The 15,032-nt window shown below is 58.8% G+C and carries 13 protein-coding genes and 1 pseudogene; 7 read left to right on the forward strand and 7 right to left on the reverse strand.

The features are described 5' to 3' along the window. The first annotated feature begins 50 nt into the window (after positions 1–50). The 5 genes from QA637_RS22115 (at position 51) to QA637_RS22135 (ending at position 6,290) form a co-directional block, all read left to right on the forward strand. Positions 51–932 carry a carbohydrate ABC transporter permease gene (locus QA637_RS22115; RefSeq protein WP_153441674.1) on the forward strand — a complete coding sequence of 294 codons (882 nt, stop codon included), beginning with the start codon at positions 51–53 and terminating at the stop codon, positions 930–932. Continuing rightward, entirely contained in the window at positions 925–1,761 is an 837-nt protein-coding gene (locus QA637_RS22120; protein WP_283066907.1) for a carbohydrate ABC transporter permease, read from the forward strand. Before QA637_RS22115 ends, QA637_RS22120 begins: the two co-directional genes overlap by 8 nt. Before the next feature lie 13 nt (positions 1,762–1,774). After that, on the forward strand, positions 1,775–2,917 hold the full coding sequence (locus tag QA637_RS22125) for an ABC transporter ATP-binding protein (protein ID WP_153441672.1): 1,143 nt from the start codon (positions 1,775–1,777) through the stop codon (positions 2,915–2,917). A gap of 210 nt (positions 2,918–3,127) precedes the next feature. Then, positions 3,128–4,501, forward strand: coding sequence for a NosD domain-containing protein (locus tag QA637_RS22130; protein WP_283067302.1), 1,374 nt, complete (start codon positions 3,128–3,130; stop codon positions 4,499–4,501). Between the two features lie 61 nt (positions 4,502–4,562). Next, complete coding sequence (locus QA637_RS22135; RefSeq protein ID WP_283066908.1) at positions 4,563–6,290, forward strand: GH32 C-terminal domain-containing protein; 1,728 nt, start codon at positions 4,563–4,565, stop codon at positions 6,288–6,290. A 347-nt stretch (positions 6,291–6,637) separates the two neighbouring features. Here QA637_RS22135 and QA637_RS22140 read toward each other — a convergent pair. From QA637_RS22140 to groES, 7 genes and pseudogenes are all read right to left on the reverse strand, one after another. Continuing rightward, a pseudogene (locus QA637_RS22140) lies at positions 6,638–6,907 on the reverse strand (DUF982 domain-containing protein); the annotation flags it as partial. Positions 6,908–6,964: 57 nt separating this feature from the next. Then, a complete protein-coding gene (locus QA637_RS22145; RefSeq protein WP_153441669.1) occupies positions 6,965–7,918 on the reverse strand; it encodes an ABC transporter permease in 954 nt (317 codons plus the stop codon). Further along, on the reverse strand, positions 7,908–8,846 hold the full coding sequence (locus QA637_RS22150) for an ABC transporter ATP-binding protein (RefSeq protein ID WP_153441668.1): 939 nt from the start codon (positions 8,844–8,846) through the stop codon (positions 7,908–7,910). Before QA637_RS22150 ends, QA637_RS22145 begins: the two co-directional genes overlap by 11 nt. Then, entirely contained in the window at positions 8,843–10,030 is a 1,188-nt protein-coding gene (locus QA637_RS22155) for an NEW3 domain-containing protein (RefSeq protein WP_153441667.1), read from the reverse strand. The genes QA637_RS22150 and QA637_RS22155 overlap by 4 nt, the downstream gene beginning before the upstream one ends. Positions 10,031–10,072: 42 nt before the next feature. Beyond that, on the reverse strand, positions 10,073–11,419 hold the full coding sequence (locus tag QA637_RS22160) for a DegQ family serine endoprotease (protein ID WP_283066911.1): 1,347 nt from the start codon (positions 11,417–11,419) through the stop codon (positions 10,073–10,075). 194 nt (positions 11,420–11,613) lie between these two features. Beyond that, positions 11,614–13,242 carry a chaperonin GroEL gene (groL, locus tag QA637_RS22165; RefSeq protein WP_283066912.1) on the reverse strand — a complete coding sequence of 543 codons (1,629 nt, stop codon included), beginning with the start codon at positions 13,240–13,242 and terminating at the stop codon, positions 11,614–11,616. Positions 13,243–13,270: 28 nt separating this feature from the next. Further along, positions 13,271–13,585 (reverse strand): co-chaperone GroES, encoded by a 315-nt coding sequence (gene groES, locus QA637_RS22170; protein WP_153441664.1) that lies wholly within the window; start codon positions 13,583–13,585, stop codon positions 13,271–13,273. Positions 13,586–13,945: 360 nt separating this feature from the next. Here groES and QA637_RS22175 point away from each other — a divergent pair, with 360 nt between their 5' ends. Both QA637_RS22175 and QA637_RS22180 read left to right on the forward strand, forming a co-directional pair. Continuing rightward, positions 13,946–14,407: an Hsp20 family protein gene (locus tag QA637_RS22175; protein ID WP_283066913.1), complete on the forward strand. Its 462-nt coding sequence runs from the start codon at positions 13,946–13,948 to the stop codon at positions 14,405–14,407. A gap of 101 nt (positions 14,408–14,508) precedes the next feature. Beyond that, positions 14,509–15,018, forward strand: coding sequence for an Hsp20/alpha crystallin family protein (locus tag QA637_RS22180; RefSeq protein ID WP_283066915.1), 510 nt, complete (start codon positions 14,509–14,511; stop codon positions 15,016–15,018). The last annotated feature ends 14 nt before the right edge of the window (positions 15,019–15,032 follow it).

Consider the following 15,032-nt stretch of genomic DNA (forward strand, 5'->3'; position numbering starts at 1 on the left):
TCCAGCGGAGGAGAAAATCCTCCGCATATCATCAGCTTTCGGAGACAGCCATGTCGGGTGAAGACCGATTTGTGCTCTGCATGCTCGCGCCAGCGCTTGCCGTTCTGGGCCTGCTGGTCGCATACCCGGTAGGGCTCCTGATGTTCGATTCCTTTTTCAAAGTCGACACCATCACCCCCCACATCAGGGATTGGGTCGGGCTCAAGAACTATATCGACGCGCTAACCTCCAAGCGCGTCGCCGAAAGCGCATTCAGAACGATTCAATATTCGGTCTTTGCGCTATTCTTCGAGTTTACCTTCGGCTTCTGCGCCGCTCTCTTGTTTTCGGCACTTCCTGGCCGATCGCGCTGGCATCGCACGGTTTTCACGCTGCCGCTGATGGTGCCGCCGATCGTCGCCGGCCTCCTGTGGCGCTTCCTGCTGGTCGGCAACATTGGCATTCTCAATTATGGGCTCGTCCAACTGGGTATCATCAGAGACCCCGATGCGATCGCCTGGCTCTCCGACGAGGACATCGTCATCTATTCCGTTTCCTTCGCCGATATCTGGTTGACGACCTCCTTTGTCGCGCTCGTGTCCTACGCCGGATTGATGAACATTCCGAAAGACTTGCTCGAAGCTGCCCGGATTGATGGCGCGAATGCGGTCAAGCGATTTTGGCACGTCACCTTGCCGCTGATGCGTCCGGTTATCGCCGTCATTGTCATCGTCCGCGCTGTAGATGCGGCCAAGACCTTCGACCTCATCTGGATACAGACGCAAGGCGGTCCCAACCACGCATCGGAAGTGTTCTCGATGAACATCTATCAGCGCATGGTTCGGTTCGGCGATCTTGGCGAGGCATCGGCATCCGGGACCCTGTTCCTGATCGTCATGATGCTTCTCGCCGCCGCGGCATATTGGAAGATATGGAGGCCGGCTCATGCGTAGGGCACGCCGCTTCAATATCAATGGCATCCTGGTCAACGCGGCGGCCCTCGCGCTCGTTCTGTCCTATGCGCTGCCATATGTCTATCTGCTCATAACCTCGATCAAGCCGGCGGCGGATGTCCAGCAGATTCCGCCGAGCTTCCTGCCTGCAGTGGTCTCGCTCGAAAACTTTCGCGAAGTGCTGCAATCGTCGGCGCTGCCGAAGGCGTTCGCAAGCTCGCTCGCGGTGGCGGTGCTGACAACCGTGTTTTCGCTGGCGGCGGCAGTCCCCGCGGCCTACGTCGCAACGCAGTACCGGCGCAGGATCACCACCCTGTTCCTGCTGTTTGCGCTGGTCACGCGTATGGTGCCGTCGGTGTCTCTGGGTGTGCCACTGTTCCAGCTTCTGAAGTCTCTGGGCCTGCTCGATACGATCCCGGGCCTGGTTCTTGCCCACACGTCGGCTGCCGTCCCACTGGCGCTGTTGCTCATGTCCGCCTTCTTCGAAGGCGTGCCGAAGGAACTCGAAGAAGCAGCACGCATGGATGGCTGCACACGTTTCCAGGCATTCCGGAAGATTATCCTTCCGGTCATGATTGGTGGGATCGCAGTGACTGCGCTCTTCACCTTCATCACGAGTTGGAACGAGTTCCTCTACGCGTTGCTGCTGACATCGGAGGCTACGAAAACGGCACCGATTGTCATCGCCGAATACAACTCGGTCTACGGGCTTGCCTGGGGAGCGATGACCGCAGCCGCGGTGCTCTATTCGCTTCCCGTGATCGTCGTAACGCTCGCACTTCAAAAGCAGATCGTCGGCGGCCTGACATTCGGCGCTGTAAAGGGATGAGGGAGGCAGAAGCATGTCCGCCATAGAACTGCGCAATATCAACAAGGTCTACGGAAACAGTTTTCACGCTCTGCACGATCTGAGCTTCGACATCAGGGATGGCGAGTTCATGGTTTTCGTCGGTCCGTCGGGATGTGGAAAGTCGACGGCGCTCAGGATGATCGCTGGCCTGGAGAGCATTACTAGCGGTGAACTCAGGATCGGTGGCAGGTTAGTTAACGATGTCGATCCCAAGGATCGCGACATCGCCATGGTGTTCCAGTCCTACGCGCTTTATCCCCACAAGACAGTGCGTGAAAATATCGCCTTTCCCCTGCAGATGGCGGGGCTGCCGAAGACCGAAATTGCCAGCCGCGTAGACGAAGCCGCACGCACCCTCGAATTGACGACTTTGCTCGACCGCAGGCCGGCACTCCTTTCAGGAGGCCAGCGTCAGCGTGTCGCCATGGGACGAGCGATCGTCCGCAAACCAGCGGCCTTCCTGATGGATGAACCGTTGTCGAACCTCGATGCCAAGCTGCGCGTGCAGATGCGCGCCGAGATCGCCAGCCTCCAAAGAAAACTGAATGTCACTACGATTTACGTGACACACGACCAGGTCGAGGCGATGACGATGGGTGACCGCGTAGCTGTCATGAAAGGCGGCGTGCTTCAGCAAGTCGACACACCGCAAAACCTGTACAATCGCCCTGACAATGTCTTTGTCGCCGCCTTTATCGGATCGCCCTCGATGAACTTGTACGAGGCCGTTCTGAACGGAAGGACCCTGACCCTGGGCAGCAACACTTTCGAAATCCCTGAGCGGGTCTTCGAATATCGCCCCTCGCTCAACGGTGCGTCTAACCGTCAGGTCATTGTCGGTGTCCGGCCCGAGCACATGAACGACGCCGCCGTTCGGCCTTCTTCGGCCGAGATCTCAGCCCCAGTCACTCTTGTTGAGGCGCTAGGTTCTGAATCCATGGTGCATCTGAATATCGACGCACCTTGGGTCGATGCCGGCGACCCGGACGCCGTCGCCGACATCGGCGACGAAAAAGCTGCTGTAGCCCGTTTTTCTCCGAAGAGCACGGTACGCGCAGGTGACATCGCGCGCGTCGCTGTCGATGCCGAAGAACTTCACTTCTTTGAACCGGACACCCGCACCAGCATCTGGTGATGGTATAGCCAGGAAAAAACAAGAATGACTAGCGCCTCTACTGCCACCAATCACATGCGACTCCTTCGGATCTCCAGCTACGAGCTTACTACAAACCAAAACAGAGAGCTGGTTGAACGCATTCCCCAGTCGGCTTGCAAGCAACAAGCCAATCAAGAACATCAGTCTACTACCGCTCTGGAGTAAGAAATGTCCGAGAAGACATTAACAATGGTTAGCGAGAACTGTTACGACGTAACGAAGTATCCCGTAGGTAATCCCCGTGAGGATATTGGAGCGGTCATCAATAGCATCATTGCAGACATCAAAAGCAGGCAACCTGTTTCCGATCTAAATGATGGCGGAAAACCTGGAGCAGTTATCTATATACCGCCAGGCGATTACCGTCTTGCCACTCAAGTCGTTATAGACGTGAGCTATCTGAAAATTGTGGGCTCTGGACACGGTTTTACGTCTTCGAGCATCCGTTTCAACACAGCCGCAAACGAGCTGGCACGGTGGCACGAGGTGTGGCCGGGCGGTAGTCGTATACTTGTGGACATCTCTCCAGAGGCCGCCGACGGTGAGACTGCTGGAGCCGCGTTTTATGTTAAGCGTACCGGAAATCCTCGTATAAGCTCTGTGGAGTTTGCTGACTTTTGCATTGATGGCCTACATTTCATTGACGATGGTTCGGGGCAAAATGATGCAGAAAATACATATAAGAACGGCAAAACGGGAATCTATGTAGGCAGCGCCAATGACTCATGCCGAATAACGGGGATGGGTCTTATCTATCTGGAGCATGGAGTTATTGTTCATGATGCAGATGCGCTGGCGATAGACAACAATTTCATTGCTGAGTGCGGAAACTGTATCGAATTGAAAGGTATGGGGCAGGCCTCAAGAATAGCAAATAATTTTGTCGGAGCCGGATATAGGGGACATTCCATTTATGCTGAAAAGTATGGGGGCATTCTAGTATCCTCAAACAACGTATTCCCTCGAGGTGCTAGCAGTGTCTATTTTTCCGGCGTGATGCGTTCCTCGGTCACCGGAAATAGATTCCATTCGTTTTATCCCGGAATGTTGGTTTTTGCTGCCAACTGTTGCGAAAATTTGGTTTCCTCAAATCACTTTTTGCGAGATCGCGAGCCATGGGCGCCCATGCAGAAGTACGATAACGGCTTGGATGATCTGTTCGGCCTTATGCAAATTGACGGCAGCAACAATTCGATAATTGCGAATCACATTTCAGAGACAATAGATACTCAATATATCAGGCCTCTCGCCGTAAAGCCGGTGATAATTAATGTGGTTTCGGGCAGCGGCAATTACATAGCCAATAATCACATCGTGGCGACAACCGAAATATCACAAATCAATGATGCACCAAACAGTGCCTGTTTTTCAACGCAAGTGGGCGCATTGCTTTCAACTAACAACTTGAAGGCGCTCGAAGTAACGACGGTACTTGTGCAGAGGGGGTCGGTACGGAATACAGTCCTGGATTCAGGAAATGACGAACAGGTTGAGATGGACAAAACAATGAACGCCTTTAGGAGTACTCCAGTTCCTGGGAAAAGGGGCAGAGTTTCAATATAGACCGAGCGCAGACTCTCGAAATTCAGTGACTATTCGGAAAAGTCATCAACGAGATCATCGAATGAAGAACAGGGTGCATTTGGATGCTGAGCACGGCGTGCGGTTCGAGATCTGGGCTCGGCAAAAGCCTGGAAAATCAGCTCCGGAAGAAGACGCCGATGCCTTCGTTCTGCGTGCCGGCAATGGGGTCCTTTACCGGATCGCACAGCTGCCGCCCTATTTTCAATTCTATTCCTATACCCATTATGCGGCCGGCCCGCTCACGCTAGAATGGGACGATGGCGCCATTGAAATTCCACTGCTATACAGCTTCAATCCGGATGACGTCGCTGAGAAGGGCGTGACTTTCCTAGAGTTGCGCGATGGCCGCGTCATCGCTCGACCGAGGACATCCTGGCCGGAGTGGTACGAGAGCGACGCAAATCGCCCGCAGCTCAGATTCTCGCCGTTTCAGGCCTGGATGAACGATCCGAACGGGTTGTGTTTCGTCGACGGCCGCTATCACCTGTTTTACCAGTTCCACCCCGTTGAATCTGAATGGGGACCCATGCACTGGGGCCATGCCGTCAGCGACGACCTCTACCGTTGGATCCATCTGCCGGTCTTCCTGCATCCGGAACAGAATCTTTGGTCGCTGGGCGCCACCGGCGGCGCCTTCTCGGGAAGTGCCTTCGTCGGCCCCGAGGGCAAGCTCAGCTTCTACTACACGGAGCGGCTGCCGGCCTATGACCTGTTCAAGGACTACAAGGAGGTGCAGAAGCGAGTGCTGCCATCGACCGATCTCCTGCGTCCGGATGCCAACAAACTGGTGCTTGTCAATGGTCCCGACGGTATCGCCCAAGACTTCCGTGACCCCAAGGTCTGGTATGATGCGGCCTGCGGCACATATCGGATGGTGCTCGGCGCGGCGATCGATGGTGATCCAGCCGTCCTGCTCTATGGGTCCGAGGACGGCGAGGACTGGAAATTCTTGTCCGTCCTCTATCGCGCTCCCGAGCATTTTCGCCGGCACGGCGCGCGCTGCGTGGAGTGCCCGGATTTCTTCGAGCTCGATGGTCATCATGTGCTGGTGATGGGCTTTGTAGGATACACTGAGCCGGAAACCGGCCGTCATAACCTGCTTTACGCGCAGGTCGGCACATTCGAGGGCGACCGCTTCATGCCCGCGACCCCGGCTTTGCAGGAACTGGATTTCGGCACCGATTTTTACGCAATGCAGAGCTTCCTGGCAAAAGACCGCCAGATCGCTTTTGCCTGGCTCTTCAATTGGGAATTCCGGAAGCCGGGAGGTTCGCCCTATAGCGGGGAGCTGTCGCTCCCGCGCGTGCTCGGCCTCGACGCCGAACGGAATTTGACAATGATGCCGGAGAAGGGCTGCCAGCGCCTGCGCGCCCGCACTCTTCGACAGACTGCACCTTGCCAATTCGCATGCGAACCGGGGTGCCCCGTCGAGTTGTCTTTGGCAGGCGATCTGGATGGAGTTCAGATCATCGCGCGCGGCAGCGACGGGGAGAGCTTTAGGTTGGCTCACAGCGCCCGCCGACTTGAGCTGGCCGTGGCGGAGGACAATGGTGACATCAAGTACCGCTCAGCGCCGCTGACGCTCGAACGGTTGACGTTGTTCTTCGACCGCGGCGTCGTCGAGGTCTTCGCCAATGGGGGCGCGGTCTGCGGCACGCGCCGTACCTATAAGGTCACAGACCTGACCTCGCTTGAAGTGAAGTCCGCCGACAGGTGCCGGATCGAAACGTATGAGGCATGGAGCTATGATTCGGCTTGGAGTAACTAGCATAGGCGGCGGCTGGTGAACCATGTCCTCCAACCGCACGTGTCGGCGCCGAAAATGGTGCATGCGAATTGCGGTATCGATGGTTCGATCCCTTCAAGGCGAGGAATGAACGATCACTCTGGCAGGCGCGCTCGCCGACGAACCGAACGGCTGCAATGGGCTCAATCGAGCCATGCCTGCGCGTTCTTTCGATGGCCGCTTGCCGAAACCCGCCAAAATCCCTATCGTGTGAAGTTGTCACGGTCGCTTAAGGTACCCCTCCCGATCGCATATGGTACTATTTCGCCCCCTCTCGCAAACGACCCCTTTGCAGCCACCGGCCTGCGATACAGTGTCGACTGCGTCGGTCTATTCGCGCCCACGATCGTGCCGGTGTCAGGCGCGAGGAGATTTGCCCGTCGCGCGCAGGCAACAAGCGCCATGCGAGCGGTCTCGGCATCAATCTCGCCCGCAAGTGCCGCTTTGCAGGCATTGAGCGCGATGGCGTGGGTTGGATTCCGCTTTGACGGCGGCCACTCATTCAGCCAGGTGTAGGCCTCGCTGACGCCGTGAATCTCGGCCGGAAATCCGAGTCCCACGAAGATTGATACCGGATGTCGAAAGCGATCATGCTCCATCGTTCTCCTCCATTCATGGGTAATCAACTTTGCGGGTGACGAAGCGCCTGGCAACCGTTATGCCCTGACCTCCTGACGCTGGAAGACGACATAGGTCAGGGTGAACAGCAGGATCATCGCAGCGACCAGTCCCGCGAACTGCGGCCATACGACCAGGAGGCTTTGCAGGGTCGGTAGCGGTGCGCCGGCGATCGCGCCTTGGACCTGATCGAAGAACAAGGGGCCCACCGATCGCGCCGCGGGGTTCAACAGCATCCCGGTGATTTCGCCGTAAAGCGTCTGAGGCGAGAACCTGCTGACGGCCTGCTGTGTTTCGAACTGCGTGACCACAGTCATCGGATCGAGCGGATCAATAGGGGCCAGCACGCTTGCAAGCAGCGGCGCGATCATGTCCCAGAACACCGCGAGCACCAGCCAGACCGACAAGGCGGCCAACGCCGAGGTCGCCGGCGAGCGGATCAAGGTCGAGAATGCGATCGCCAGCGCCAGCCAGACACCGGCGTAGGCGAGCGTCGCGGCCAGATAGGCGACACCCCGCACGATGTCGGCGGCCGACGGAGGCAGACCGAGGAACAGGATGCCGAGGCCCGTCATGAGCAGCCAGAGCGTCAGCAGCGCGATCGCAATGACAAGCAAGCCACCGAGGAATTTTCCGAACAGCACCGCATCGCGGTAGATCGGCTGCGCCAGGAGCCGGCTCATCGTTCGCCGGGCGTATTCGCCGTTGACCGCGTCGAAACCCAACGCAATCGCCATCAACGGCAACAGAAAGCCAAGCAGGGCGGCGAAGGATGGAAGCGGTTCGCGCGCCTCCGTCAACAGCTTCAGGAACAGGAAAGGATCCTCGGCAGTGGTTTCGGTGATGCGCCCGATCGCGCCATAGACGGCGCCGATTGCGGTGAGCAGCACGAGCAGCATGATCAGATGCATCCGCGCGCTGGTCATATGATCGGCCGCTTCCTTGAACGCGATCGTTGCCGTGCCTTTGAAGGGTGAGCCTTCACGCGTCATGGACAACCTCCCGGAAAAACCGATTATAGGCTTGGTCGAGCCGAGCGCGGCGCAGGTCCAAATTCTTCAGGGAACCGCCAGCATCCACGACGAGGCGGGCGAGCTCCGGGCGGACATCGCGTTCGGCTTCGACCAGCCAATGACCCCGGCGGCCAGCCACGATCGACTTCACGCCCTCGGCCGACGTGCCTAGTTCGGAAAGGTCGACGCCATCGGCCTCGACATCGATGATGAATGCGCCTCCACCGATCTTATCGGCGAGCTCTTGGATGGTGCCGAGAAAACCGATCCGGCCGTTGCTAAACAACGCGATGCGATCGCAGACCGTTTGCACCACGTTGAGCATGTGCGACGATAGCAGGATCGTCATGCCGTCGCGGCTCAGCGCCCGGATCAGGTCGAGCAATTCCTGGGTGGACTGTGGATCGAGGCCGGAGGTCGGTTCGTCCAGGATGGCGACGGAGCACTTGCGCATCAGAAGTTCGGCAAGGCCGAGTCGCTGACGCATGCCACGGGAGTAGGTGCCGACATGGCGGTCTGCCACCTGCGCCAACCGCACCTTGTCGAGCGCCGCGGCAATGCTTTCCCGGGCAAGATCGGCAGACATGCCGGCAAGGCGAGCGGTATAGGCGAGGTTTTCTCGTCCTGACATGCTGTCGTAGAATCCGACGGCGTCAGGCAGATAGCCGACCTCTCGCTTTACCTCGAGCGGCTGGCGCAGCGGGTCCTTACCGAGAATATGCACGCTCCCCTCGGTCGGCTCGGTCAAACCCAGCAGCATCAGGATCGTGGTCGTCTTGCCGGCGCCGTTCGGTCCGAGCAAGCCGACGACTTCTCCGGCACGAACCGACAAATCGATTCCGGCAACAGCCACGGTGGAGCCGTAGCGCTTCATCAGTCCTTTTGCCTCTATGACCATCGTGCTCATCGCCGTCCATACCTCATCACCGCCAGGCCGAGGACGAGCACCGCGGTTGCGATGACGCCAAGTCCAGCCATGCCCCAGATCGTCGATGTGTTTACAGTGACGCGGAACTGAGCCGACTCCGACACGGGCCCGCCGCTCGCACGCACCGAGACCATGTAGTCGCCCGCTATTGCCTTTTCAGAAGGGGTAATCCTGACGTTCACCTGCCTCGTAGCATCGGGCGCGATCAGATCGACGCGGTCGGGCTCGAATTCGACTTTCCAGCCTGATGGGGGACTAGCCGACAGTTCGATGTCGGTCGCAGGCGCACTGCCATTGTTGGCGAGTGTGAACGGGAAGCTCGCTTCCTTGCCAGCCTCTGCCTGTCCGGAGAGGCGTTCCCGCGGCCCAGTCAATGTAACGTCGGGCTGGCCGGTTACTTCAATACTGAGCTCGGTCGTAGCGCTCGCTCCACCGCCCGCCACTTCGACCACGACCGGGTAGCGGCCAGCCGGTGCTGACCTCGGCGGTGTTACTTCCAATGTCACGTTCTCGCTCGCCCCGGCCTCGATCGGCAAGCCGGTAATCTCTTCCGAGCCATAGCCGCGCTTGAAGCGTGACTGAAATCCATCGGGCACATTGGCGGCGAGACTGAAGAGGTTCTCTTCCGCGCCGTCATTGGTGGCTTCGATCTTGAAACTGAATGTGGAGCTGGCCGTACCTCGCAGCGCCGGCAGCTCGGATTTCAGCTCCAAGCCACCCTCCGCCGCCTCCGATAGTTTCACCACAAGGGGAAGATCGGCGGTCTGGTTTGCGTATCGCGCTTTCACGTTAATCGGAACGCGCTCGCCGCTAGCGCCCTCCGGCGGCGTCAGTTCGAGGTTAACTTCCTGTGTCGCATCTGGCGCCACCATGACAGCCGAGACCTCGCGGTTGCCGCCCTTCAGCGACCATTTCCAACCATCGGGAATGCCTGTAACTTCAAGTGAGGCCCGCTGCGGCGGCAGATTGGCATTGCGCAGCGTCAGCGGAATTGTTTCGGTTTCTCCCGGGCGGATCGCCAGTTCCGGATGCGGTGTCGTGAGCCAGAAGCCGGTAAGCTTGGCGACTTCCTGTCGCTGGTCCTGAGCAACAGCCGGTGTGCATGCAAATGTCGCTCCAAGGGCCAATGCTGCTGCAGTGATCCATCGAGCAATTGTCCTCATTTCATTCTCCCTTCGACGTTCGATATCCATGCGCGCGGCGACCTAACCGATCACCAGAAACAGTTTTGAGCCGCCGCGAAACAGATCGAGCGCAATCGTGCCGCCGGCGTCCTTTAACGCCGCGGCGAGCTCCGCGACGGTCGCGATCCGCTGGCGATTGACGGCAACGATCACGTCGCCCGCGCGCAAACCCGATCGCTCTGCCGCGCTTCCATCCTCAATGCTGGAGACAACCACGTTACCCGCCGCATCCTGGAACTGCGCGCCCTGCAGGGAAGCGGGTATCGCCTCGGCCCCAGCTTTTGCCTCGGCCGGCTCAATGCGCATTGTCACCGTTTTGCGAGCCCGATCATGGAGATATTCGATCTCGACCTGCGATCCGATCTGAGCCAGGCCGATACGATTGCGGAGATCTGCCGAGCCGGTGATTTTGCGATTGTTGACGGCGGTGATGACATCGCCGGCTTGAAGCCCGGCATGCGCCGCCGGTGAATTCTGCTCAACGCTTCCGACGACGGCGCCGGAGCTCTCCTCTATGTGGAGCGCTTCGGCCAGGTCCGGCGTCAGATCCTGAACGGAGATGCCGATCCGGCCGCGCCGCACTTCGCCATGCTTGATCAGTTGCTCCATCACTGCCGACGCCATCGCGATCGGAACCGCAAAGCCAATGCCGACATTGCCGCCGGCTGGCGCTATGATCGCGGTGTTGATGCCGACCAGCAGGCCGTCCGCAGTGACCAGCGCGCCTCCCGAGTTGCCGGGATTGATCGAGGCATCCGTCTGGATGAAGTCCTCATAGTCCTCGACATTGATCCCGCCACGGCCAAGGGCGCTGACGATGCCGGAGGTGACGGTCTGACCAAGCCCAAACGGATTGCCGATCGCGACGACCGGGTCGCCGACCCGAAGGGCATTGGAATCGCCAAACGGAAGCGCCCTCAGCTTGTCCGCGTCGATCTTCAGCAACGCTATATCGGTTGCCTCATCGCTGCCGACCAGCTCGGCGGTGAAGCGGCGGCGGTCCTTCAGGGTTACCGCAATTTCCCCGGCGTCCGCGACAACGTGGTGATTGGTGAGGATATAACCTTTATCCGCGTCGACGATGACGCCAGAACCGGCGCTTAGCCGCTGCTGCTGCTGCTCCGGCAGGTTGAAATAGCGGCGGAAGAAGGGATCGTTGTAGAGAGGATTGGTTTCGGCGGGAGCGCGTGACCTCACCGCAATATTGACAACCGCCGGCGTAACCTCCTCCAGGACATCGGCGAGCGACCGTTGTTGAGTGCTTGCCGAAATGGCGGGCTGCGGCTGCGCCGCCGGGAACGGCGCAGGGTCCAGCACGAGGACGAGTGCGGCGAATACGCCAACATATTTCGACGAACGCGTGATCATTTTTGCCCCGATTCTTCAGATCCTCCTTCGGAGCGGATAGGCGGGCCTCGGGTCCAGCCTCATCGGAGCCTCGTCCAGGGCTCCTGCCAACCTGCTCCAACCATATTCGAACGCCCTGCCCATCGAGGGCCGAGGCATCAGTTCACAGCTCCACCAGGGGTCCGCGCCCCTCGGGCGCGGACCCATCGCTTTCGTCAGAAGTCCATGCCTCCAGGCGGCATCGGCGGAACCGGCGCCTCCTTCTTCGGCTTCTCGGCGACCATTGCCTCGGTGGTAATCAGGAGGCCGGCGACCGAGGCAGCGTCCTGCAAGGCGGTGCGAACGACCTTCACCGGATCGATCACGCCCTGATCGTAAAGATCACCGAATTCGTTGGTCTGGGCGTTCCAGCCGTAACCAAATTCGGTTTTTTCGCGAAGCTTGCCGACAATGATCGAGCCTTCAGCACCTGCATTTTCGGCAATCTGGCGTACCGGCGCCTCAATTGCACGTCGGACGATCTCAATGCCGTGTTTCTGATCAGCGTTCTCGGTCTGAACGCCATCCAGCGCCTTGACGGCTCTCAGCAAAGCCACACCACCGCCAGGCAAAACTCCCTCCTCGACCGCCGCCCGTGTGGCATGCATTGCATCATCGACGCGGTCCTTGCGTTCCTTCACCTCAACCTCGGTCGAGCCGCCGACGCGGATGACGGCAACGCCGCCGGCAAGCTTGGCCAGCCGCTCCTGCAGCTTCTCGCGGTCGTAGTCCGAAGTGGTTTCCTCGATCTGCGCCTTGATCTGGGCGACGCGGCTCTGGATCTCCGCCTTCGAGCCTGCGCCGTCCACGATCGTCGTGGTTTCCTTCTCGACGACAATTTTCTTGGCGCGGCCAAGCATTTCGAGCGTCACATTCTCGAGCTTGATGCCAAGATCTTCGGAGATAGCGGTTCCGCCTGTGAGGATCGCTATGTCCTCCAACATGGCCTTGCGGCGATCGCCAAAACCAGGAGCTTTCACTGCAGCCACCTTCAGGCCGCCGCGCAACTTGTTGACGACGAGCGTCGCGAGCGCTTCTCCTTCAACATCCTCGGCGATGATGAGGAGAGGTTTTCCGGATTGAACAGCGGCTTCGAGAACCGGGAGCAGCGCCTGCAAATTGGACAGCTTCTTCTCGTGGATGAGCACATAGGGCTCCTCCAGCTCAACGCGCATCTTTTCGGGATTGGTCACGAAATAAGGCGAGAGGTAACCGCGGTCGAACTGCATGCCTTCCACGACCTCGAGCTCCGTGACCGCGGTCTTGGCTTCCTCGACGGTGATCACCCCTTCATTGCCGACCTTTTCCATCGCTTCTGCGAGGAATCGGCCGATCTCGGTGTCGCCGTTGGCAGAGATCGTGCCTACCTGAGCAATCTCGTCGTTTTTGGTAACTTTCCGCGCGTTTGTCTTCAATTCCTCAACGATGGCGTCAACGGCCTTGTCGATACCGCGCTTTAGGTCCATCGGGTTCATGCCCGAGGCCACGGCCTTCGCACCTTCCTTGACGACTGCCTGGGCGAGCACCGTTGCCGTGGTCGTGCCGTCACCGGCGATATCACTGGTTTTCGACGCCACTTCGCGCACCATCTGGGCGCCCATGTTCTCAAACTTGTCCTCAAGTTCGATCTCCTTGGCAACCGTGACGCCGTCTTTGGTGATCCGCGGAGCGCCGAACGATTTGTCGAGCACCACGTTGCGACCCTTTGGGCCCAACGTCACCTTTACCGCATTGGCGAGAATGTCGACGCCGCGCAGCATCTTCTCGCGGGCTTCGGTGTGGAATCTCACTTCCTTGGCAGCCATTTTTCTACTCCTTCAATCGGGCCGGCTCTCAGGCGACCTTCTTCGCCGAGGTTTCGCTCTCGATCACGCCCATCACGTCGGATTCCTTCATGATCAGAAGTTCCTCACCGTTGAGTTTGATCTCTGTGCCGGACCATTTGCCGAACAGGATGCGGTCGCCCGCCTTGACGTCGAGTTCGACAAGCTTGCCGCTATCATCTCGCGCGCCCGGGCCAACGGCGATGACCTCACCTTCCTGCGGCTTTTCCTTCGCCGTGTCGGGGATGATTATGCCGCCGGCCGTCTTTTCCTCGGCTTCAATGCGGCGGACCAAGATGCGGTCATGCAAAGGACGGAACGTCATGTCGCTCTCCTCGTGGACAAACAGATGTTACAGAAGCTCCTCCGCGCCGCATCCGACTCGAATCCGACGCGGGACGCACGATGTTTTGGCATCGCGCCAATCGATCTGGTTTCTGTTTTTTTAGTTTCAAGAGGGGCGATGAAATTTTTTAGCACTCGACCACATTGAGTGCTAATGCCGTGATTTCACAGCGCCATTTCACGTGCGCCGAGGCTTGAATGGGCTCGACACCCTCTTGACGCGACGGTCTGGAGTCCCCAACTCATTTTTGTCGACGCCCAAATGGGGTCGGCGTAGTCAGGGAGCGCCGGGCTTCTTGGCGCTCCCTCGTATCTATGTTGCTCTACGGAGGATGTAGCTATGAGAACAAGCTTCGACTTCACCCCCTTCTACCGGTCAAGCGTCGGCTTTGACCGCATGTTCGACCTGCTCGAAAACGCCAGTCTCAACGTCGACACCTGGCCGCCCTATAACATCGTCAAACTCGGCGAAGATGCATACCGCATCGTCATCGCGGTGGCAGGTTTTAACGAGGACGATCTGACGATCACCCACGAGGCGAACATGCTCGTGGTCAACGCCGCGAAGTCGGAGAATGAGGAGGTACAGTACCTCCATCAGGGCCTTGCTGTAAGGCCGTTTGAGCGCCGATTTGAACTCGCCGATCACGTCATCGTCGAGGGCGCGAAGCTCGAAAACGGGCTACTGGTCATCAATCTCAAGAAGGAAATCCCTGAGGAGATGAAGCCGCGTCGGATCGCCATCCAAGCCGAGACGACGAAGCCCGCTTCGAAGCAGATCGAGGGCGACAAGGCAGCCTAGACGGCGCCCACCGCTCGAACCTCGCCTGTCGCCGAACAGGCGAGGGGAGGGCGACTGCGCCAAACCAAAAGGAGAGAATGAACCGAAGAAAGGATGAAGCCATGAATGTACGTGACCTGATCCCGTGGAACCGTGGCAGCAGCCGGGCCCCGAGCGTCTATCGCGGCGATGACATGGATCCGTTCCTGTCGTTGCACCGCAATGTAAACCGTCTGTTCGACGACGTCTTCCGCGGCTTCGGTCAGCCATCGGCGTTCGGTGGCATGCCCCCCTTCAACGGATCGTGGCCGACCGTGGAGGTCGAGGAGAACGACAACGAGATCCGCGTGATAGCGGAGGTTCCGGGCATCGATCCAGACGATGTCGAGGTGTTGCTGGACGATGGTGTGCTTACGCTTCGCGGTGAGAAGAAATCGGAAACCGAGGATAAGGATCGCCGATTCACAGAGCGCTACTACGGCCGCTTCGAACGGCGGCTGGCTCTTGGTGGCCAGGTCGATGAGGACAAGGTCGCCGCAACGTTCAAAAACGGCCTGCTCGCAGTGACGCTGCCGAAGACCGAGAAGGCGCAAGCCAACGTCAAGCAGATCAGCATCGATAGAGCCAAATAGCACCGCCGCCCGCC

The sequence above is a fragment of the Sinorhizobium terangae genome (assembly GCF_029714365.1).
Taxonomy (GTDB): Bacteria; Pseudomonadota; Alphaproteobacteria; order Rhizobiales; family Rhizobiaceae; genus Sinorhizobium; species Sinorhizobium terangae.